The sequence below is a fragment of the Micromonospora hortensis genome (assembly GCF_022230935.1).
Taxonomy (GTDB): domain Bacteria; phylum Actinomycetota; class Actinomycetes; order Mycobacteriales; family Micromonosporaceae; genus Micromonospora; species Micromonospora hortensis.
Genome location: NZ_JAKKFE010000065.1, coordinates 190111 through 211841 on the forward strand (window position 1 = coordinate 190111; position 21731 = coordinate 211841).

Below are 21731 nucleotides of genomic sequence, written 5' to 3' on the forward strand. Positions count from 1 at the left end.
CCGACGACACAAAGTGCAAGATCGCGCGGTAAGGGCGCGGGGGTGGATCAGGCGAAGAGGGCTGAGACGGATTCCCCGTTGTGGATTCGGCGCGTCGCCTCGGCCAGGGCGGGGGCCACCGACAGGACCTGCAACTTGGGGACCCGCTTGTCGGCCGGGATGGGCACCGTGTTGGTGCAGACGATCTCCAGGACGCCGTCCTGGTCGCTGAGCCGCTGCAACGCGTCGCCCGAGAAGAGGCCGTGCGTGCAGGCGAGCCGGATCGACCGGACCTTCAGGCCGCGCAGATGCTCCATCAACTCGACCACTGTGCTGCCCTTGGCGATCTCGTCGTCCAGCACGATGACGTCCCGGTCGGTCACGTCGCCGATCACCGCGCTGATCTTGACCAGGTCGTCGCTGAACCGCTGCTTCGCCCCGGCCGCGACCGGCGTGCCGAGCAGCCGGGCGAAGGCCGCGGCCTCCTTGGCGTTGCCCAGGTCGGGCGACACCACCACGGTGTTGCTGAGGTCGTAGCGCCGGAAGTGGGTGGCCAGCTCCCGCAGCGCGTGCAGGTGATCCACCGGGACGCTGAAGAAGCCGTGCACCTGCGGCGAGTGCAGGGTCATCGCGAGCACCCGGTCCGCCCCGGCCGAGGTGAGCAGGTCGGCGACGAGTCGCGCGCCGATCGAGATCCGTGGCGCGTCCTTCTTGTCCGATCTGGCGTACGCGTAGTGCGGGAGCACCACGGTGATCCGACCGGCGGAGGCGCCCCGGGCGGCGTCGATCATCAGCAGCAGCTCGACCAGGTGCTCCTGCACCGGCGGCACCAACGGCTGGATCAGGAAGACGTCCCGCTCCCGGCAGTTGGCCTGCAACTGGACTTCCAGACAGTCGTTCGCAAACCGGGAGACCCGCACCGGGTGCAGCGGCACCCCCAGGTGGGCGCAGATCTCGGCAGCCAGGTCGGGATGGGCGGTTCCACTGAAAACTGCGATGTCGCGCACGTTCGCACATCGTAGGGGAAGCCGACGGCCACCGACGGCGGCGGGCCGGAACCCGCCGTGACGCCTGTCGCGCCGCGCCGCCGTCCGGGTACGGTGCTGCGGTGACCCCCCAGTACGTCGCCGCCATCGACCAGGGCACCACCTCCTCGCGGTGCATCGTCTTCGACCGGGCCGGGGACATCGTCGCCGTGGCTCAGCGCGAGCACCGGCAGATCTTCCCCCGACCGGGGTGGGTGGAGCACGACGCCGAGGAGATCTGGGACAACGTCGAGCAGGTGGTCGCCGAGGCGCTACGGGACGCCGGCACCGACGCGGCCGGGCTGGCCGCCGTCGGCATCACCAACCAGCGGGAGACCACAGTCGTCTGGGACCGCGCCACCGGCCGCCCGGTGGCCAACGCCATCGTCTGGCAGGACACCCGGACCGGGCCGCTACTGCGCGAGCTTGCGTCGGCGTACGGCGAGGAGCGGTTCCGGGCCCGCACGGGCCTGCCGCTGGCCACCTACTTCGCCGGGCCGAAGCTGCGCTGGCTGCTCGACGAGGTCGACGGCCTGCGCGAGCGCGCCGAACGCGGTGAGGTGCTCTTCGGCACCATGGACAGCTGGCTGATCTGGAAGCTGACCGGCGAGCACGTCACCGATGTGACGAACGCCAGCCGGACGATGCTGATGGACCTCACGACCCTGGACTGGGCCCCGGAGCTGCTGGACACGATGGGTGTTCCGGCGGCGATGCTGCCGGAGATCCGCTGCTCCGCCGAGGTGTACGGCACTGCCGGCGGGGTGCTCGACGGGGTGCCGGTGGCCAGTGCGCTCGGCGACCAGCAGGCCGCCCTGTTCGGGCAGACCTGCTTTCAGCCGGGTGAGGCGAAGTGCACCTACGGCACCGGCAGTTTCCTGCTGCTCAACACCGGCGCCAGCCCGGTCCCGTCGACACACGGCCTGCTCACCACGGTCGCCTACCGGATCAAGGACCAACCACCGGCGTACGCCCTCGAAGGCGCCATCGCGGTCACCGGTTCGCTGGTGCAGTGGCTGCGCGACAACCTCGGGTTGATCTCCACGGCCGCCGAGGTGGAGGAGTTGGCCCGCACCGTGGACGACAACGGCGGCTGCTACGTGGTGCCGGCGTTCTCGGGGCTGTTCGCCCCGCACTGGCGCAGCGACGCCCGCGGGGTGATCGCCGGCCTGACCGGTTACATCACCAAGGGGCACCTGGCGCGGGCGGTGCTGGAGGCGTCGGCGTGGCAGACCCGCGAGGTGGTCGACGCGATGAACGCCGACTCGGATGTGGCGTTGCGCCGTCTCCGGGTGGACGGCGGGATGACAGCGAACGGCCTGCTCATGCAGTTCCTCGCCGATGTGCTCGACGTGCCGGTGGTCCGTTCCCGGATCACCGAGACCACCTGCCTGGGCGCCGCGTACGCGGCCGGTCTGGCGGTCGGCTTCTGGCCGGACCTGGCCACCCTGCGGGCGCAGTGGCGCTCCGACGCGCAGTGGGAGCCGGCCATGGCCCCGGACCTGCGCGAGACGGAGCTGCGACAGTGGCGCAAGGCAGTGCGGCGCACCCTCGACTGGGTGGAGTGAGCGCCGCCGCGGCGATCACTCCCAGCGGTTGCCGGTGAGCTTCTCGTAGACGTCGATGTAGCGAGCCCGGGTCGCCTCGACCACCTCGGCCGGCATGTCCGGGGCGGGGGCCTGCTTGTTCCAGCCGCTGCCGGTGGCCCAGTCCCGCACGTACTGCTTGTCGTAGGAGAACTGCACCCGGCCCGGCTGGTACGACTCGGCCGGCCAGAACCGCGACGAGTCGGAGGTGAGCAACTCGTCGGCGAGGACCAGGGTGCCGTCCGGCGCCCAACCCAGCTCGATCTTGGTGTCGGCGACCAGGATGCCCCGGTCGGCGGCCAGCTCGGCGCCGCGCCGGTAGATGTCGATGGTGATCTGCCGGAGCCGCTCGGCGGTGGCCTGACCCACCTTGTCCACCACGTCGTCGTACGTGATCGGCTCGTCGTGCTCGCCCGCCGGGGCCTTGCTCGACGGCGTGAAGATCGGCTCGGGCAGGATCGACGCCTCGCCGAGCCCTCGCGGCAGTGGCACACCGGAGACCGCGCCGGTCTGCTCGTACTCCCGCAGGCCGCCGCCGGTCAGGTAACCGCGGGCGACACACTCGACCGGGACCATGTCCAGCCGCTGGCAGCGGATGGCCCGCCCGGCGAACTCGGCGGGCACGTCGGTGGCCGAGATGACGTGGTTCGGCACGAGGTCGGCGAGCTGCTCGAACCACCAGAGCGAGAGCGCGGTGAGCAGACGGCCCTTGTCCGGGATCGGCGTCGGCAGCGCCACGTCATAGATCGAGATGCGATCCGAGGCCACCAGGATCAGGTCGTCGCCGTCGGCGTAGACGTCCCGGACCTTGCCCGAGTGCAGAAGTTCCACGCGCCCTAGTACACCACGCGATATGGGAAGCCCCTGATTCGACCACCCAGCCGAGGGTGACCGGACGGACGTTGACACCTTCGTGTGCTGCCTGCGTGAATGGTCCGACCGCCACCCCCGTAGGTCCAGGAGAGCCCCGTGCCCGTTGTTCGACCCCCGCTGGACCGCCTCGGCGTCGACCCGGGCCGACGCCGACTGCTCGGCGCGCTGCTCGGCGCACCTCTGCTCGCGTCCGGCGGGCTGGCGGGGTGCAGCGACGGCGCCGCCACCTCGACCCAGGACGGGCCCGTCGAACTGTCGGTCTTCTGGTGGGGTGGCACCAAGCGGGCCGAGCTCACCGAGAAGGCGCTGCGGCTCTACTCGGATCGCAACCCCCGGGTCACCTTCCGGGTCACCTGGCAGGGCGCCGACGGCTACTACGACCGGCTGGCCACCCAGGCGGGCGGCGGGAACGTACCGGACCTGATCCAGATCGACGACGCCATGCTGACCGAGTACACCCAACGTCAGGTCATCCTCGACCTCACCGACCACCACCTGGATCTTCGGGGCCTGCCGGAGGGTCTGATCCGCTACGGCACCGTGGAGGGGCGGACGATGGCGGTGGCCGCCGGGCAGACCCACGCCGTTGTGGTGTTCAACCGGGACCTGCTGCGGGAACTGGAGATGCCAGAGCCCCGCGGCGGGATGACCTGGGCCGACTACATCTCCTGGGCCACGCAGGTCACCGAGGCCAGCAACCGCCGGGTGGCCGGCACGATGGACGGGTCGGGCGACTACCGGGCGCTCTGGCTCTGGCTGCGGTCGCAGGGCGGCGAGTTCTACCGGGGCAACCAACTCGGCTTCGGCGCGGACGAGCTGATCGCGTGGTTCGAGTTGTGGCAGCGGGCCCGCCGGGGCCGAGCCACGCCGAGCGCCGCCCTGGTCGAGCAGGCCGACAGCGGCGAGCCGGCCCGGCAACTCGTGGTGAGCGGGGTGACGGCGGCGTCCTTCGCCTGGTCGCACCAGCTACCGGAGCTGCAACGGCTCACCGATTCCGAGTTGGGCATCGTCGGCGTTCCCGGCCCGACGGGGGCTCAGTGGGCACGAGCGTCGATGTACTGGGCGGCGTTCCGGGGCACCCGCCACCCGGACACGGTCGCCGACGTGATCAACTTTCTGACCACCAATGGTGAGGTTGGCGCGGTTCTGGGCCACGAGCGCGGGCTGAACGCCAGTGCGGCGGTGCGCCGCTACGCCGAGGGCAGCATCACCGACCCGGCCCAGCGACGTGCCGCCGAGTTCGGCGCCAGCATCGCCGACCTGCTCGGGCCGGCGCCGGCGCCGCCGCCCAGGGGGCACGCCAAGGTGCGCACCCTGCTGGTCACCGCCGCCGAGCGCATCCGCGTCAAGCGCGACGGCACCCGCGAGGCCACCGCGCGCTTCCTGTCCCAGGCGATCGCGGCCCTGGCTGTGTGAGCACCGGCGGCCGGCCCCGGAGCCGGCCGCTGGTGACCCGCCGACGCCTCGGGTCCGGTCAGCGCGGCGGGCCACCCCGGCGGTTGCGCATCAGACGCAACACCAGGAACACGACGATCGCGACCACCACCAGGCAGCAGAGCAGCGGGAGCACCCCGAAGCCGCTGCGGCCTCGCCGCCGGGCGGCCTCCACCACGAGTTCGCCGGTGCCCGTGGACGCCCAAGCCGCGACGGGCACGAAGACCGCCAGTACGACCGCACCGAAGACCGCGCTCAGGCGGCCCCACCACTTTCCGAATGAAGACATGTGCCCATCCTCGCCGAAGCGCGCAACCTCGGCACGTCGGTCCACGCCGAATCACGGGACCGGATGGTCCGAAAGCTCTCCGGGCGGTGCGCAACGCGCTCGCAACATCCCGGCAAAGATGATGATCTTTACATGAATCTCTCGAGGTGATCGGATTCGCCTCATGCTCAACTCTGTAGACAGTGCGCGGATCTCTCGCACCCGAAGATCTGCGGCGGCAGCGGTCGGCGTCACCCTCGTCGCCGCTCTCCTCACCCCCACGGCGGCGCACGGCGCCCCGCCACCCCAGCCGCCGCCGACGAGACCCGCTCCGAACGGCAACGCGGACCGCACACCCGTCACTGTCACGCTGATCACCGGCGACCGGGTGACGGTGACCCCGGGCGTCCACGGCGCAACCGATTCGGTGGACGTCAAGCGCGCCCCGGGCGCCACCGGCTCCGTACGCGTCTCCACTGAGGGCCGGGACACCTACGTGTACCCGGACGAGGCGATGCCGTACCTCGCCACCGGTCGACTCGACAAGCAATTGTTCGACGTCACCCAGCTCATCGCCCAGGGCTACGACGACGCGCGGACCGCCGAACTCCCCCTGATCGTCACCCGCACGACGGGTGCGGCGAAGCTCAGGACCGGCACCACGCTGCCGGGCGCGCGGACCACGCTGGAGCTTCCCTCCGTCAGTGGTGAGGCGATCCGCGCCCGCCGATCGCAGGCTGCGGACTTCTGGTCGGCGCTCACCAGTGGACAGTCGCCGACCGGCCGCAGCGCTGTCACCCCGGCACCCTCCTTCGCGGCCGGCGTCGACAAGGTGTGGCTCGACGGCAAGGCGAAGGCCACCCTGGCCGACACCACCGCCCAGATCGGCGCGCCCGCGGCGTGGGCCGCTGGTGGCACCGGCAGCGGTGTCCGGGTCGCCGTCCTGGACAGCGGGGTGGACACCACCCACCCGGATCTCGCCGACCAGGTGGTGGCCTCCCGGAGCTTCATCCCCGGCCAGGACGTGATCGACCGGAACGGGCACGGCACCCACACCGCCTCCACCGTCGCCGGGACGGGCGCCGCCTCCGGCGGCAAGGAACGGGGCGTGGCCCCCGACGCCGACCTGGTGATCGGCAAGGTCCTCGACGAGTACGGCAGCGGGTCCATCTCCGGGATCATCGCGGGCATGGAGTGGGCGGCACGGGCCGAGCACGCCAAAGTGATCAACATGAGCCTCGGCGTGAGCGCCTGGCACACCCAGGACGACCCGCTGAGCCAGGCCGTCAACCAGCTGACCGCCGAGACGGGTGCGCTCTTCGTCGTGGCCGCCGGCAACAGCGGACCAGACCCGTACACCCTCGGTGCGCCGGGCACCGCTGACGCCGCGCTGACCATCGGCGCGGTGGACACCTCCGACCACCTGGCGGGCTTCTCCAGCGTCGGACCCCGGATGAACGACGAGGCCCTCAAGCCCGACATGACCGCTCCCGGGGTGGACGTGCTGGCGGCGCGCTCGCAGCACATCTCCTGGGGCGAGGGCTACTACTACGCCGACAGTGGCACCTCGATGGCGGCGCCGCACGTCGCCGGGGCGGCCGCCCTGCTGGTGCAGAAGCACCCGACCTGGAGCGCGCGGCAGATCAAGGACGCCCTGATGAGCACCAGCGTCCGCACGCCCGACTACGACGCCTACCAGGCCGGCAGCGGTCGGTTGAACGTCGCCGCCGCCTACCACCAGGACCAGGTCATCGCGTCCGGGTCGGTGGACGCCGGACTCGTCGGCTGGGGCACCACGCCCCAGCCCGTCAAGCGGACGATCACCTACACCAACACCACTGACAGCCCGATCGCGTTGGAGCTCTCCGTCGACCACGGCACCGCCCCCGCGCAGACGTTCACGGCAACCGCCGACAGCGTCACGGTGCCCGCTCGGGCCAGCGCGACTGTCGACGTCGTGGTGGCCCCGGCCGGCCTTCCCGCCGGCAGGTACTCCGCCCAGGTCACGGCCCGCTTCGCCGCCGGCGAGGTGCACACGGCCGTCGGGGTCGCCGTCGAGTCCAAGAAGCACGACCTCACCATCCACCTGAAGGACCGCGCCGGCCGGCCCATGAGCGGCGAGGTCGAGGTCGTCAACGCCGAGACCGGCTCCGCCTTCCTGTGGGTGCCGGACGGAAAGCTCACCGCCCGCCTGGCGCCCGGCTCCTACACAGTCGTCACGGCGGCGGACGTGGAGGGTCTGCACGGGCCCCGCTCCCTCGGGCTCGCGATGCTGACCGCTCCCGAGGTCGACCTGACGACCAACCGGGTCGTGGACCTCGACGCCGCACGGGCCCGCCAGGTGAAGGTGGCGACGCCCCAGCCGACCGCCGTCGTCAACAGCAGAGTCGACGTCTACCGCTCCTTCACCTCGAGCGAGCCGACGCCCACCGACTGGAGCGCCCTGCGCGAGACGTTCTGGCCGGGCGCCGCCTACGACAGCCTGTGGGCCCTTCCGACCGGGGACAAGGTGCGCAAGGGCAGCTTCGTCTTCACCACCCGGATCCGCGCCGCGCAGACGCCACTGGCGATCAGCTACCACGGCCGGCACCTCAGCGACCCGCTCGCGCAGCCCGGTTCCCCGCCGCTGCCCGACGGCACCTCGCGCCTGGACGCCGTCTTCGCGGGCGTCGGCGGCACCGCCGACTACGCCGGCGTCTCCGCCCGTGGCAAGGCGGTGGTCGTCCGCGGCAGCGACTCGGTGACCCCCACTGACCAGGCAGCGGCGGCACACACCGCCGGTGCGGCGATGCTCGTCGTGGTCAACGACCGCGCGGGTCGCAAGAGCGATTGGTACGGCAACCCCGACGCCGTGACGCCCGGACCGATCCCGGTGACCTCGGTGACCACCGACGAGGGCGAGGCGTTGATCCAGAAGATCACCGCCGCGGGCCGCGGGCCGGTACGACTGGTGGTGGTCGCCCACCCCAGGGCGACGTACCTGTACGACCTGGTGGACTACCACGATGGCGGGGTGCCGAAGGACCCGTCCGCCACCACCGACCCGCGCAGCCTCGCCCGGATCGATCTCACCTTCTCCCCGCCCCCCGGAAAGCAGTCCAGCGAGACGCGGATGGACTTCCCGCCGTACGAGTACGCGGCGGCACGGCCGTTCCCGTTCGAGCCGGTCGCGCCGGGGCCGCGTACCGACTGGGTCTCCGCGGGTGGCGGCATCAAGTGGATGCAGTACGCCGACGTCGCCGACTGGGCGCGGTCCAACACGGAGGCCGTCGCGTACCGGCCGGGCAGCGTCCAGAAGGACCGCTGGTTCGGGCCCATCACCCGGCCTCGGCTGCTCAGCACCGAGATCCCGTTCCGTGGTGAGACCGCCATGAGCGCCTACATCCAGGGGTTCGGCGACGCGGGCGCGGCGCACAGCGGCGGGGCCAGCATGTCGCAGATCGCCACGTTCTATCAGGGCGACAAGCAGCTGACCCGGTTCGACGGCTGGCCGGAGGTCGGCGCTGGTGACCTGTCGCCGGAGAAGCTGCCGTACCGACTGGTCGTCGAGACCACTGGCAAGCCCGAGTTCAGCCCGTACTCGACCGCCACGCACACCGAGTGGAGCTTCGTCTCCGGCGGCAGCACCGAGGTGCAGGCCATCCCGCTGGTCCAACTGGACTACGGAACGGACGTGGACGTCGCGGGTCGGACGAAGCGCCGAACCGACTTCTCGATCACGCCCGTGGTGGTGGGCAGCACCGCGGCTCGGGACGCCGTGTCGTCACTTCAGCTGGAGATCTCCTACGACGACGGGGCGACCTGGCAGCGGCAGGCCCTGCGGGAGAAGAAGGGCACCTGGCAGGCGTCGCTGAACGCGCCGCACCGGACCGACTTCGTGTCGATCCGGGTCACCGCCAAGCAGCGCAACGGCGGCGGCGTCACCCAGACCGTCACCCGGGCCTTCGGCCTGCGGTAGGACCCGCCGGGGGCCGGTGCCGAAGAGGTGCCGGCCCCCGCGGGCCCTCAGTTCTGACAGCGACACCAAACAAGTCCGGCCCCCACACTGTGGGGGCCGGACTCACATCACTTTCAGTGGTAGCGGGGACAGGATTTGAACCTGCGACCTCTGGGTTATGAGCCCAGCGAGCTACCGAGCTGCTCCACCCCGCGTCGACTGGTTAAGACTAACTCACCCGTTCCGGGCAATGATCACCGGGGTCACCAACCGCTGCGGGGGCCCGTACCCGACGATGCCCGACGTGCCGGACAATGCCGAAAGCCCGCCCCGGTTTCCCGGGACGGGCTTTCTCTCGTAGCGGGGACAGGATTTGAACCTGCGACCTCTGGGTTATGAGCCCAGCGAGCTACCGAGCTGCTCCACCCCGCGTCGGCTCGATAACCGTAGCGCACCGACCCGGGACACCGCAAAGCGACGCCGATACCGCACTCGCCGACACCCCTGACCTGGGCCGTTGTCAGTCGAGCCAGTTCTCGATCGCCGCGACCGCCCGTCGACTGTCAGCATCGACCTGGGACCGAACGGCCGCCGTGTGCTCCCAACCCTGCTCCCAGAGCACCGTCACGACGTCGCCGACCCGGACCGCCCGGACCAGCCGAACCTCCTCCGCACCCGGCTCGCCCATCCCGTCCGGCATCGGAGCCCGCATCTCGAACAGCACCGACCCGTCCCCGTACGCCCCCGAGGCCAGCAGCCGCTGCCGCCACGTCCTGTTGTCGTCGGACAGCTTCTGGTCGGGGCAACCGCGCACGGCCTGCCGCAGCTCCCGCAACGCGTCGTCGGCCCAGCCGGCCCGGTAGATGGTGATGGTGTGCCGGTAGCTGCCGTCCGGAACGTGCCCCGTCGGCGTCCCCGGCAACTTGTAGGCCAGGTAGCGACCACGGCGTTGGACCATTGCCGCGTCGCTGGGCAGGCGCGTCCCGCACATGGTCGGCAGGGCCGGACCCTCCCCGAGGATTCCAGTCCGGTCCGGTTCGGGGCCGCCAGCACGAAGAAGGCGCGGTCCGGGATCGAGGTGGGCGGCCGAGGTGCCGCCGGTCCGGTGGCCGGCTGGGACGGCGTACCGCTCGGGGTGGTCCGCGACGGTGGCGGGAACGAGGGTGTCGACGCCGGGGTCGGCGTGGGTGACGGCCGGGAGGTCGCAGTCGCCCCGGTCGGCAGCGGGCCAGGGGTGTCGGCGGGCGGCGGCAGCGGTGCGGAGCCGTCCGCCGGGTACGCCAGTCGGCCACCGACGGCGACCCCGCCCACGAGCAGCGCCACCGCGAGCGTCGAACCGGCTACTCGGGCTCGGGCCCTCCGGTCGGCGAACCGTCGAAGTGACTCGGGGTGGGTCAGCTCGTGCCCGTCCGCGACGGTGCTGAGCGACCGGTACAGGTCAGAGAGTTCAACTGACATCGTTCGCCTCCAACTCCACGGTGCTGAGGTCGGGCAGCAGCGCGGCCAGCCGGGACCGGCCTCGGGACAGCCAGGACTTCACGGTGCCGACCGGGACGTCGGTCTCCCGGGCGATCTCCTCGACGGACATGTCGAAGAGGTAGTGCAGGGCCAGCGCCTGGCGGTGCGTGGCGGGCAACTGCCGGAGCGCTCCGACCAGGAGCACCCCGTCCTCGCTGGGCGGGGGTGCGACCGCAGGCGGTCCGGTGCGGCTCAGCACCACCCGCCAACGGTGCAGGCGGCGCCAGCGGTCGGTGGCCAGCCGGGCCACCACGAGCCGCAGCCACGCCTCCGGCGCCGGATGCGACGACAGTCGCCCCCACTGCCGCCAGGCCCGGGTGTACGCCTCCTGCACGAGGTCCTGCGCCTCACTGTGGTCGCCAGCGACCGCATAGCCGTACCGCAGCGTCCGCCGGGCGGTGCTGCGGTAGAAGTCATCGAAGCTCTGCGCGTCCCGCACGACTGTTCCCCCTCGTCCCCACCCCGTTGCATTGAGGACGGCGGACCGGCGTCGCAGGTTGCGGAGGTGGAGGGTGCTGTCGGTGACGTGACAGATACGCACAGATCAGGACAACGGTCGAGCCCCCGCCGTTCGGACCTGATGCGGTCCGAACGACGGGGGCTCGGGAAGGAACTGCGTGCGGTGGCGGATCAGCCTCCGGCACTCGGACTGGCACCCGGCGCACCAGCGGCCTGCTGCGCCTGCTGGAACGCGGTGAGCGCCTCGTCGAGGGCCTTCAGCGCCCGCCCGTACCGCTCGAAGTCGCCGGACGCCTGCGCGGCCCGGACCTCGGTGATCGCGGTCTGCACCCGGTCCGCGGCGGCAGCCAGGTCACCGGTCGGCGGTGGGGTGCCCGGGCTCGGGGTCGCCGTCGGCGCTGGCGTCGCCGTACCCGAAGGCGTTGGCGTCGGCGTCGGCGTCGTCGGGTTGCCCCCGGTCGTCGGTGGCGGCGACGTGCCCTGCCCGGCCTTCTTACCCTGCTCGACCAACTGCTTGATGCCGTCGTTGATGTTGTCGGCGAGCGCCACGAACGAGCCGCCGTCACCGTACGAGAGCAGCACCTTCTGCAACAGCGGGTACGCGTCCTGCTGGTTGCTCTTCACGTAGACCGGCTCGACGTAGAGCATGCCGTCGGCGAAGGGCAACGACAGCAGGTTGCCGTACTGCACCTGCGCCTGGTTGCTGGAGAGCAGGTTGAGCTGCTGACGGATGTTCGCGTTGTTCGTCATCTGCTGGTGCACCTGCACCGGGCCGGAGATCCGGGTCTGGTCCGGCAACTCCAGCACCTCCAGCCGGGGCTTCCCCTCGACGTACGACCCGGAGATCAGCGCGGCGAGGTTCTGCCGGCCGTTCGGGGTGACCGCCGAGGTGAGCTGGAACCGAGGGCTCTCCTGCCCGGGGAACTGGGTGAACAGGTAGTACGGAGGCTGCTTCTGGCCGCTGTCCGGGGCGTCCGGCACGTTGGGCACCTGCCAGAAGTCCTGTGCGGAGTAGAAGTCACCCGGGTTGGTCACGTGGAACTTGGTGAGCAGGTTGCGCTGCACCTTGAACATGTCCGCCGGGTAGCGCAGGTGCTCGGTCAGCTCGACCGGGATCTCCGCCTTCGGCAGCACCAGGTCACCGCCGAACGCCTTGTTCCACGCCTTGAGCACCGGGTCGGTGTCGTCGTACTCGTAGAGCTTCACAGTGCCGTCGTACGCGTCGACGGTGGCCTTCACCGAGTTGCGCATGTAGTTGACGTCTTCCCGGGCGAGCTGGAAGGTGCCCCGGTTGGTCAACTCGTCGGTGGTCTCGGTCTGCAGGTTGACCCTCTCCGCGTACGGGTAGGAGGCCGCCGTGGTGTAGCCGTCCACGATCCACTGCACCCGACCGTCGACCACCGCCGGGTACGGGTCGCCGTCCAGGGTGAGGAACGGCGCCACCTTCTCCACCCGGTCGCGCGGGTTGCGCACGTAGAGCAGCTTGGAGTCCTTGTTGACCGCCTCGGAGAGCAGGAAGTTCGACTCCTGCTCCTTGATGGAGTACAGCAGTCGCCGGGTGAAGGAGCCGATCTCCACGCCGCCCTCACCGGTGTAGGTGTAGGACTCGCCGCCACCCTCACCGACCGGCCTGTCGAACTCGGCCTTCTTGTTCGGGTCGGACTGCCCGACGATGGCGTAGTCGTCGGCCGCCATCCGCTCGCCGTAGTAGATGCGCGGCTGCTTGGCCGGGATCTGCTCGGTCTGCGAGGAGCACGCCTCCTGGGTCTTCTCGCCGAGGAAGCCGGAGACGAAGAACGGCTGCCCGCCGCAGACCACCTGGTTGGCCGGGGCGGCCACCAGCCCGTACCCGTGGGTGTAGACGGTGTGCCTGTTGATCCAGGTGTTCTGCTGGTCGGTCAGCTCGCCGTAGTTGATCTCCCGGACGCCCACCACGTAGTCGGAGACCTTGCCGTTCACCCCGTACCTGTCGATGTCCAGCTTCGGACCGAAGTCGTAGAAGCCACGCACCTGCTGGAGCTGGGTGTACGTCTCGCTGACCAGTTGCGGGTCGAGCAGCCGCACGTTCGACACCACCGAGGTGTCGGTCGCCAGGTTCCCCGGTGGGGTGAGATTGTTCGCCGCGTACGGGGTCGTCTCGGTGGCCCCCAACCCGAACGCCGCCCGCGTCGCGTCGATGCTGCGCTGGATGTACGGCGCTTCCTTGTCCTTGGCGCTCGGCTTGACCTCGAAGGTCTGCACCGCCCAGGGGTAGATGCCGCCGATGGCCACCGCGGACACGCCGAGCAGCGCCAGCGAGATCCCCGGCCAGACCAGGTTCCGCATCCAGGCGTTGGAGAACACGAGGATCGCGATGGCGACCACGATCGAGATGTAGGCGAGGATCTCCTTCGCCGGCAGCAACGCGTTGACGTCGGCGTAGCCGGCGCCGTACAACTTGGCGCCCTCGTTGTACTCCAGCAGCATGGCCCGCCGGTCCAACACGTACGCGATCGCCTTCAACAGCACGAAGACCGCGACCAGCGTGCTCAGGTGCGCGCGGGCCGCGTTGCTCATCCGGTCGCCGACGCCCTGCAGGCGGACCCCGCCGAAGAGGTAGTGCACCGCCAGCGCGCCGATCACGGCCAGCACCACAGCGGTGAAGGCGACCCCGAGCAGGTAACGCCAGAACGGCAGTTGGAAGACGTAGAAGCCGATGTCGACACCGAACTCCGGGTCCTTGATGCCGAAGTCACCGCCGTTGCGGAACAGCAGCCACTGGTTCCACCGGTTCTGCGCGGAGAGACCGGCGAAGAGCCCGACCACAGCGGCGGTCAGCGAGATCCAGGTGCCGAGACGCGGGCTGAGCACCATGCGGTAGCGCTCCAGCGTCGCCTGCTCCACCGAGTGCGGACGCAGTCGCGGGCGCAACCGGTAGGCCAGCCAGAGGTTGCCGCCGACGATCAGCGCCATGCCGAGGCCGATGGCGAGGAAGAGCACCAGCCGGGTGAGCAGGACGCCGGTGAAGACCTCGGTGTAGCGAACCTCGTCGAACCAGAGCCAGTCGGTCCACGCCTGGACACCCCAGCCGAGCAGGGTGAAGAGCACGAACACCCCGACCAGGACCGCGATGGTGACGCGCCCGCGCCGGCTCATCCTCGGGAGGGGGCTGCTGCTACGCATGACCACTGTTGGCTCCGCACGCTCGATATGATCGGCTCCGACCAGGCACCCAGAGTACGGGGTGTTCCTGAGCGTGGCGGGGCACGGTCACACCGGTCAGCAACGCGTCGGCTGACCACCCGCCCGCAACGTCTCCAGAGCGGTCATCGCCTCGTCCAACGAGCCCACCCGCAACAGCGGCAGATCGGGCTGCGGATTGCGGACCGCCTCGGCGCAGTTGTCCGCCGGCACCAGGAAGACCTTCGCCCCGGCGCGCTTGGCGCCGACCAGCTTCTGGGCGATCCCGCCGATCGGGCCGACGGCGCCCTCGTCGTCGATGGTGCCGGTACCGGCGATGATCTGGCCGCCGGTGAGGTCGGCCGGGGTCAACTTGTCCACGATCCCCAGGGCGAACATCAGACCGGCGCTCGGCCCACCGATGTCCCCCAGGTCGATGCCGAGCGTGAACGGGTGGGGCTGCTGCTGATCGATCTCGACACCGATCCGCGGTCGGCCGTCCTGCTCCTGACTGGTAACCGTCGCGGTGGCCGGCACGCCGCCACGGGTGTAGCCGATGGTCAACGCCGTGCCCGCCGGCTTGGCCCGGACCAGCTCGGTGACCTTCGCGGCCACCGGCACCGGCTGGCCGTCCACCGAGGTGATCACATCGCCGGCCTTCAGCGCCCCGGCCGCCGGGCCGTCCCCGGCCACCGTCTTGATCACCACCTGCACCGCAAAGCCCAACTCCCGCAGCGCGGCGGTCTCCGCGCTGGTCTGCGACGCCTTGAAGTCCTCGGCGTTGCGCTGCTCGACCTGCTCCGTCGACTCCCCCGGCGGGTAGACCAGCTCACGTGGCACCACCGCCTCGTCGTCGGAGAACCAGCCAGCGATCGCCCCCCGCAACCGCACGGTGGGCTGCACCCCCACCGTGGTCAGCCGCAACTGGCCGGCCGAGGTCGAGGTCTCCCGACCGGAGACCTGGATGACCTCCTTACCGTCGGTCGTACCGAGGGTGTTGACAGTCGGCCCCGGGCCCAGCACCACGTACGGAATCGGCACCCTGAGCACCCCGATGCTCAGCAGGGCGGTGAACAGGGCACCGAGCAGGACCGTCAGGCCACGACGTCTCATGCCGCAGAGCGTACCGATCGGTTGCGGGCCACCCGCCGGATGCGGCGCGCGACTTCGCCCTCAGCGCAACGCCAGCGGCGGCTACCTGGGGCGCGGTCCGCGTACCGTAGATGTCGTGCCTGATATTCCGTTCGGTTTCGCGCTCCCGGGTGGGCAACCACCAGACCCCAACGATCCCGCGCAGATGCAGCAGTTCATGTCGCAGTTGCAGCACCTGCTCTCCGCGCCGGGCAGCGGGCCGGTCAACTGGGACCTGGCCCGGCAGGTAGCAGCCAGCCAGCTCGCGGCCGCCGGTGACCCGGCGGTGTCGATGTACGAGCGCAACGCGGTCGAGGAGGCGCTGCGCCTCGCCGACCTGTGGTTGGAGCCCGCCTCGGCGTGGCCCTCCGGCATCCAGAACCCCGTTGCCTGGAACCGCAACGAGTGGATCTTCAAGACGCTGGACGTGTGGCGCAAGCTGTGCGATCCCGTCGCCAGCCGGATGGTCGGTGCGATGGGCGACCTGGTGCCACCCGAGGCGCGCGCCCAGCTCGGCCCGATGCAGTCGATGGTGGCCTCCCTCGGCGGCGCGCTGTTCGGCGGTCAGCTGGGCCAGGCCCTCGGCTCGCTCGCCGCGGAGGTGCTCTCCGCCGGCGACATCGGGCTGCCGCTCGGCCCGGCCGGCACGGCCGCGCTGATCCCGGCCAACATCCGGGCGTACGGCGAGGGCCTGGAGCTGCCCGAGGACGAGGTCCGCCTCTACGTGGCGCTACGCGAGGCTGCCCACCAGCGGCTGTTCCAGCACGTCCCGTGGCTGCGTGGGCATGTGCTCAGCGCTGTCGAGATGTACGCCTCGGGCATCCGCGTCAACCGGGAGGCGATCGAGGAGGCGATGGGCCGGGTCGACCCGACCGACCCCGAGTCGATGCAGGCCATCGCCCTGGAGGGCATCTTCACCCCGGAGGACACTCCGGCGCAGAAGGCCTCACTGGCCCGCCTGGAGACCGCGCTCGCCCTGGTCGAGGGCTGGGTGTGCCACGTCGTCGACAGCGCCGCCAGCGACCGGCTGCCCAATGTCGTCCGGCTGGGCGAGGCCTTCCGCCGTCGCCGGGCCGCCGGTGGTCCCGCCGAGCAGACCTTCGCCGCGCTGGTCGGTCTGGAACTGCGCCCCCGCCGACTTCGCGAGGCCGCGGCGCTCTGGGCCGCGCTCACCCAGCACCGTGGCATCGAGGGCCGCGACGCCGTCTGGGGCCACCCGGACCTGCTCCCGTCGGACGACGACTTCGCCGACCCGGTCGCCTTCGCGATGAACGACATGGACCTCAGCGAGCTGGACAGCTTCGATTTCAGCGCCCCCGGGGGCGTGGAGGAGAAGGCCCCCGGCCAGTCGGGGCAGCCCGGTCCGTCGGGTCAGTCGGGGCAGCCCGGTCCGTCCGATGAGACCGACGGCGAGGACGACGCCAAGTCCTGACGCCCGCGCATCGATGGCCTGCGCCCCGGGTGCCCGCAGATCGACGGCGGGCACCCGGGCGCGTTCGTCAGGTGCGTCGGTTCAGGTGGGTCGGCCCGACCCGGAGAGCAGGGCGCGGGTCGCTTCCCAACCCTCGAATGCCGGGTCCAGCGTGGCCAGGTCAGCCGGGCCGCGCAGTCGTCGCCAACCGGTGGTGACCGCCACGTCACCCGGGCGCGGGGCGTTGGCGCGCGCCTCAGCCGGCGTCGCCGTGTCCAGTTCCAGCGTCGGCAGCCAGTCCGGCGCGGGCAGTCGTACCGCGACCCCGAGCAGACCCGGGCCACCGCCCTCGACCGGCGCCACAGCGACCGGCCGGCTGGTGAGTGGGCGGAGCAGCTTGCCGACGGTCAGGGCGGGCAGGTCAGGCACGTCACTGACCAGCACTGCCGCTTGGTCGTACCCCTCGAGCGCGGCGAACACGGCGTTCGGCGTCGGCTCGGCCACCTCGTACACCGCCGTGCCGGGCCACACCAGCGCATCGGCCAGGGCCCGGTCGGCCGGGGTCACCGCGACCGCGACCTCCACCTCGTTGAGCGTGGCGAACAGGTCGATGACGTCTTCCGCGAGCGCCGCTCGCCACTGCGCCAGGTCGACACCGGGCGGCGACCAGTGCACCGGCCCGAGCAACGCCACCACCACCCGTCGCGCCATGCCCCGACCCTAGCGCCCCACCCCACCCACCCCACCCACCCCACCCGGCTCGGTCGGCCCGCTCGGCCCGCTCGGCTCGGCTCGCTCCGCAACATGATCGACTCGGCCTCATTGAAGTCGGGGTGTCCCGGCAGCCTGGACAGCGCGTTTTTCAGGAAGGCGAGTGGATCTAGGCCGATCGCGCGTCAGACAGCGGTCGGCGCTCGGCGCGGCGCCGCAGGGTCTCGACCCGGCGCCCGAAGAGCGCGGCGCGGTGTCCGAAGGGATTCGACGGGCTGCGCCAGCGCCTCGGGGGTGGGGGGATCTCAGCTGGGGAGCGGCGGGCAGGAGGAGGCTGCGGCGACCCCTTCGAGGTAGCCGCGGGCGCGTTCCGCCTTGGGGTAGCGGCCGACCAACGCCCAGAACCGGGCGTTGTGGCTGGGCACGATGAGGTGCGCCAACTCGTGCAGCAACACGTAGTCGATCACCCAGTCGGGCATCTCCTGGACGCGGTGCGAGATGCGGATGCTGCGGTCCGCCGGCGTGCAGGAGCCCCACCGGCCGTTCTGGTTGGTGACCCATCGGACGCTGGCCGGCACCGCCTTCGTGGCGTATCCGGGGAGGTAGAGGTCGATGAGCCGATTGGCCCGGGCCAGCAGCTCGTCGTCGGACCGGGCGAGGCGCCCCTCCCGGGCGGCGAGCCGGGCGAGCATCCGGTCGACCCACTCGCTCTCCTCGGCACGGGAGAACTGGTCGGGGATGAGGACAACCACTCGCTCACCGTCACGGTACGCGGACACCGTGCGTCGTCGACGCTGACTGCGCCGCACCTCGACGACCGGCTTGCGCGTCCCCGCCATCACTGGCCCGCGCAGCCTCGACTACGTGTCACGAAGGCAAGCTAATGCCCACTGACCAGGGGTCCGCAAGAGTCAACCGCACGACACGCGCCCGGAAAATGGTGATTGGTCGCCAGCCGTCCCGAAAATTTCTTGACCACGGCGTCATCGCGCCATCTCGTCACCCTTGGTGAACCCCGATGGCACCGGCGCGCGGCACGTCTCCACCGTAGGTGATCACGGCCTCGGATGCCGCCGCGGGGGCACTCGCACGGGTGGCTGTCAGGGTTTGGTCGGCGTGTCCCCGCCAAACTGACTTATCCGACCTATTTCGCCATGCACACTCTCGACGTCGACTTGCTCACAGTGTCGATGCACAGCTGACATGGAACCGCCCAGACCTGGGTAGGGTCCGCGGACCAGCGGTCACGAAGGTGGCCGCGGAGTGAGACCCAGCGCCGGCGCCCCGTGTGGCCCGCCGCCGGGCACCCCGCCGGAACGGCATTGACCGGCGGACGAGACGAGGAGGGCACCGTGGCCGACCAGGCCCAGACGACCTACAACGGTTACTGCGTGAAGTGCAAGGAGAAGCGGGACTTCGAGGGGCACGTCGAGGTCTCGAAGACCGGAATGAACATGGCCAAGGGCAAGTGTCCGGTGTGCGGCACAACAGTGAACCGCATCCTGGGCAAGGCCAAGGTCTGACCCGAACGGGTGGACGGGGGTGGGGTGGCCGGGTGGCCGCCCCACCCCCGTTGCCGGACCGGGAGCGCGTGCCACCGCTGCCAGCCCTGTCGGGTGACCGACAACAGGCGCGAGGGGCTGTGGAAAACCCGTCAAATCCTGTGGATAGCGCTGGACAGCGGCCTGACCGCCTGTGGACAACGATCGACTGAAAGCGAAGATGCGGTCACGATTCGTGACCATGAGCCGCACCGTACTGCCCCGCCCCACCCTGCTGCCCGGCCTCAACCGGCTCTGGCGGGACCGGCACACCCTCCAACTCGGCGTCGGCCCTGGGCCGGCCGCCCTACTGGAGCTGGCCAACCCCCGCGCCGCCCACCTGCTCGACCTGCTCGACGGCACCCGCAGCGAGCGGACCGTGCTGACCCAGGCGGCATCCGTCCAGGTCAGCGCTGACGACGCGCGTACCCTGCTCGACACCCTGCGGGCCGCCGGCCTGTTGGTGCCCGCGCACAGCCTGCTCCCCCGCGACCTGGCCGGTCCGGTCCGCGCCCGGCTCGCGGCGGAGGCCGGCGCGCTGGCCCTGGCCGCCGCCCGACTGCCCGGCACCCCCGCGCAGGTCCTGCGGAGGCGACGTGCGGCCCGCGTCCTGCTCACCGGCCCCGGGGCGCTCGGCGGGCCGCTGACCGTGGCGTTGGCCCAGTCCGGCGTCGGGCACGTGATTCCCCAGCTCACCGGCTCGGTACGCCCCGTCGACCTGATCGGCACCGGCATCCCCGCCGCCGAACTGGGTCAGCCGCTCGCACCGGCGGTGCGGGCTGCGGTCAACCGCGTCGCACCGGGCACCGGCACCCGCCCGAGCCGCGCCGTACGGATCGACCTGGTGATCCAGCTCGGCACGGATCGGCCTCCCGCGCTGCTCGCCGCCGGTCTCGCCCAGCGCCGGCAGCCGCACCTGCTGGTCACACTGCGCGAAGGCGTACCGGTGATCGGGCCGTTGGTCCGTCCACCCGCCGGCCCCTGCCTGCACTGCGTCGAGCTGCACCGGGCGGACCGCGACCCGGACTGGCCCAGGCTCGCCGCGCAACTCGCCGCCGCCGACCCGGTGGCCGCCGCAACGACCGGCGCGCTGCTCGTCGCCTGCGGGTACGCCCTGACCGAGGCGCTGACGCAGCTGGACGGCGGCCAGCCGGAGACGCTGGGCAGTGCCATGGAGATCACCGGTGCCGGCCGTTTTCGTCGTCGGGGTTGGCCGCCACACCCGGCGTGTGGGTGCTCACGAGGCCGAGTGTCCGCACCAGCCCGGCCGCAGAGCAGCAGCGGGGCCCTCCGGTCGGTAACAATGACCGGGTGACCGACATCCCGCGCCGCGCCGTGTCCCGCACCGCCAAGCTCGCCGCCCTGCCGCTCGGCTTCGCCGGCCGGACCGTTCTGGGAATGGGAAAGCGCGTCACCGGGCTGGCCTCCGACGTGATCTCCGCGGAGATTCAGCAGCGCACCGCCGAGCAGTTGTTCAGCGTGCTGGGCCAGCTCAAGGGTGGGGCGATGAAGTTCGGTCAGGCGCTGTCGGTCTTCGAGGCCGCGTTGCCGGAGGAGATCGCCGCGCCCTACCGGCAGGCGCTGACGAAGTTGCAGGAGGCGGCGCCACCGCTGCCGGCCGCCAGCGTGCACAAGGTGCTGGCCGAGCAGCTCGGCCCCGACTGGCGGGACCTGTTCGTCGAGTTCAACGACGTCCCGGCCGCCGCCGCGAGCATCGGCCAGGTACACCGGGCGCGCTGGCGCGAGCCGGGCTTCGACGAGTCGGGCGAACCGAACAGCCGCGACGTGGCGGTCAAGATCCAGTATCCGGGGGCCGGCGACGCCCTGCTCGCCGACCTCAAGCAGCTCTCCCGACTCGGCGGAATGTTCCGGGCCATCCAGCCCGGCCTGGACGTCAAGCCGCTCCTGGCCGAGCTGCGCGAACGGATCACCGAGGAGTTGGACTACGAGTTGGAGGCCGAGTCGCAGCGCACCTTCGCCGCCGCGTACGCCGACGACCCGGAGATCTACATCCCGGAAGTGATCAATGCCTCGCCCCGGGTGCTGGTCACCGAATGGGTGACCGGCACCCCGCTGGCCGACATCATCCGCGAGGGCACCGAGGAGGATCGGGACGAGGCGGGCCGATTGATGGCCACCCTGCACCTCTCCGCGCCACAGCGGGCCGGGCTGCTGCACGCCGACCCGCACCCGGGAAACTTCCGGCTGCTGCCCGACGGTCGGCTCGGGGTGATCGACTTCGGTGCGGTGGCCCGGATGCCGGAGGGCACTCCGGAGCCGATCGGTCGTATCGCCGCGACGGCCCTGCGCGGCGATGCGGACGCGGTGGTGGCGGGGCTGCGGTCGGAGGGGTTCATCGGCTCGGCCGAGGAGATCGACGCCGAGGGGGTGCTCGACTTCATCCGCCCCATGTTGGAGCCCATCGCGGCGGACGGTTTCCGGTTCACCCGAGCCTGGCTACGGGCCGAGGCGGGTCGACTGGCCAGCCCTCGCTCTCCCACGTACCAGCTGAGCAAGCGGCTCAACCTGCCACCGTCGTACCTGCTGATCCACCGGGTGACGCTCGGGTCGATCGGGGTGCTCTGTCAGTTGGAGGCGAAAGCCCCCTACCGGAGCATCCTGGAGCGCTGGCTTCCCGGCTTCGCCCCGGTCGCCTGACCATCGAGGCCCCGGCGCCTGAACACTCGAGACCCGGGCGC

The 21731-nt window shown here is 71.1% G+C and carries 16 protein-coding genes and 2 tRNA genes; 7 read left to right on the top strand and 11 right to left on the bottom strand.

Features of this window, described 5'->3' with window-relative positions; all coding sequences use genetic code 11:
- Nucleotides 1–47 precede the first annotated feature (47 nt).
- On the bottom strand, nucleotides 48–986 hold the full coding sequence (locus tag NIE111_RS29065; protein WP_238687445.1) for a ribose-phosphate diphosphokinase: 939 nt from the start codon (nucleotides 984–986) through the stop codon (nucleotides 48–50).
- A gap of 101 nt (nucleotides 987–1087) precedes the next feature.
- Here NIE111_RS29065 and glpK point away from each other — a divergent pair, with 101 nt between their 5' ends.
- Nucleotides 1088–2572, top strand: coding sequence for a glycerol kinase GlpK (gene glpK / locus NIE111_RS29070; RefSeq protein WP_238687446.1), 1485 nt, complete (start codon nucleotides 1088–1090; stop codon nucleotides 2570–2572).
- 15 nt (nucleotides 2573–2587) lie between these two features.
- On the opposite strand, the gene NIE111_RS29075 is transcribed toward glpK, so the two are convergent.
- Nucleotides 2588–3421, bottom strand: a complete 834-nt coding sequence (locus NIE111_RS29075; protein WP_238687447.1) for a phosphoribosylaminoimidazolesuccinocarboxamide synthase — start codon at nucleotides 3419–3421, stop codon at nucleotides 2588–2590.
- A 138-nt stretch (nucleotides 3422–3559) separates the two neighbouring features.
- Here NIE111_RS29075 and NIE111_RS29080 point away from each other — a divergent pair, with 138 nt between their 5' ends.
- Nucleotides 3560–4879 (top strand): ABC transporter substrate-binding protein, encoded by a 1320-nt coding sequence (locus tag NIE111_RS29080; protein WP_238687448.1) that lies wholly within the window; start codon nucleotides 3560–3562, stop codon nucleotides 4877–4879.
- Between the two features lie 58 nt (nucleotides 4880–4937).
- Here NIE111_RS29080 and NIE111_RS29085 read toward each other — a convergent pair whose 3' ends face one another.
- A complete protein-coding gene (locus tag NIE111_RS29085) occupies nucleotides 4938–5186 on the bottom strand; it encodes a hypothetical protein (protein WP_030336617.1) in 249 nt (82 codons plus the stop codon).
- A gap of 163 nt (nucleotides 5187–5349) precedes the next feature.
- Between NIE111_RS29085 and NIE111_RS29090 the strand changes: the two genes are divergently transcribed.
- Entirely contained in the window at nucleotides 5350–9123 is a 3774-nt protein-coding gene (locus tag NIE111_RS29090) for a S8 family serine peptidase (RefSeq protein WP_238687449.1), read from the top strand.
- A gap of 117 nt (nucleotides 9124–9240) precedes the next feature.
- Here NIE111_RS29090 and NIE111_RS29095 read toward each other — a convergent pair.
- The 6 genes from NIE111_RS29095 to NIE111_RS29120 all read right to left on the bottom strand — a co-directional run bounded on the left by NIE111_RS29095 (nucleotide 9241) and on the right by NIE111_RS29120 (nucleotide 15351).
- Nucleotides 9241–9317: transfer RNA gene (locus tag NIE111_RS29095), tRNA-Met, on the bottom strand.
- 143 nt (nucleotides 9318–9460) lie between these two features.
- Nucleotides 9461–9534 (bottom strand) — tRNA-Met (locus tag NIE111_RS29100).
- Nucleotides 9535–9622: 88 nt separating this feature from the next.
- Nucleotides 9623–10060: a hypothetical protein gene (locus NIE111_RS29105; protein ID WP_238687450.1), complete on the bottom strand. Its 438-nt coding sequence runs from the start codon at nucleotides 10058–10060 to the stop codon at nucleotides 9623–9625.
- A gap of 489 nt (nucleotides 10061–10549) precedes the next feature.
- The gene (locus NIE111_RS29110) at nucleotides 10550–11059 is read right to left on the bottom strand and encodes a SigE family RNA polymerase sigma factor (protein WP_238687451.1); all 510 of its coding nucleotides are present in this window, start codon (nucleotides 11057–11059) and stop codon (nucleotides 10550–10552) included.
- A gap of 191 nt (nucleotides 11060–11250) precedes the next feature.
- Nucleotides 11251–14241 (bottom strand): UPF0182 family membrane protein, encoded by a 2991-nt coding sequence (locus NIE111_RS29115; protein WP_238687452.1) that lies wholly within the window; start codon nucleotides 14239–14241, stop codon nucleotides 11251–11253.
- Between the two features lie 96 nt (nucleotides 14242–14337).
- Nucleotides 14338–15351, bottom strand: coding sequence for a YlbL family protein (locus tag NIE111_RS29120; protein WP_238687453.1), 1014 nt, complete (start codon nucleotides 15349–15351; stop codon nucleotides 14338–14340).
- A 184-nt stretch (nucleotides 15352–15535) separates the two neighbouring features.
- Between NIE111_RS29120 and NIE111_RS29125 the strand changes: the two genes are divergently transcribed.
- Nucleotides 15536–16801, top strand: a complete 1266-nt coding sequence (locus NIE111_RS29125) for a zinc-dependent metalloprotease (protein ID WP_274531835.1) — start codon at nucleotides 15536–15538, stop codon at nucleotides 16799–16801.
- An 81-nt stretch (nucleotides 16802–16882) separates the two neighbouring features.
- On the opposite strand, the gene NIE111_RS29130 is transcribed toward NIE111_RS29125, so the two are convergent.
- Both NIE111_RS29130 and NIE111_RS29135 read right to left on the bottom strand, forming a co-directional pair.
- Entirely contained in the window at nucleotides 16883–17491 is a 609-nt protein-coding gene (locus NIE111_RS29130; protein ID WP_091406135.1) for a hypothetical protein, read from the bottom strand.
- Between the two features lie 305 nt (nucleotides 17492–17796).
- Nucleotides 17797–18330 (bottom strand): M48 metallopeptidase family protein, encoded by a 534-nt coding sequence (locus tag NIE111_RS29135; protein ID WP_238687455.1) that lies wholly within the window; start codon nucleotides 18328–18330, stop codon nucleotides 17797–17799.
- Between the two features lie 513 nt (nucleotides 18331–18843).
- On the opposite strand from NIE111_RS29135, the gene NIE111_RS29140 reads away from it, so the two are divergent.
- The 3 genes from NIE111_RS29140 (at nucleotide 18844) to NIE111_RS29150 (ending at nucleotide 21690) form a co-directional block, all read left to right on the top strand.
- Nucleotides 18844–19014 carry a DUF5679 domain-containing protein gene (locus tag NIE111_RS29140; protein ID WP_167457767.1) on the top strand — a complete coding sequence of 57 codons (171 nt, stop codon included), beginning with the start codon at nucleotides 18844–18846 and terminating at the stop codon, nucleotides 19012–19014.
- 220 nt (nucleotides 19015–19234) lie between these two features.
- Nucleotides 19235–20347 carry a TOMM precursor leader peptide-binding protein gene (locus NIE111_RS29145; protein ID WP_238687456.1) on the top strand — a complete coding sequence of 371 codons (1113 nt, stop codon included), beginning with the start codon at nucleotides 19235–19237 and terminating at the stop codon, nucleotides 20345–20347.
- Entirely contained in the window at nucleotides 20344–21690 is a 1347-nt protein-coding gene (locus NIE111_RS29150) for an ABC1 kinase family protein (RefSeq protein WP_238687457.1), read from the top strand. Before NIE111_RS29145 ends, NIE111_RS29150 begins: the two co-directional genes overlap by 4 nt.
- Nucleotides 21691–21731: the final 41 nt, after the last annotated feature.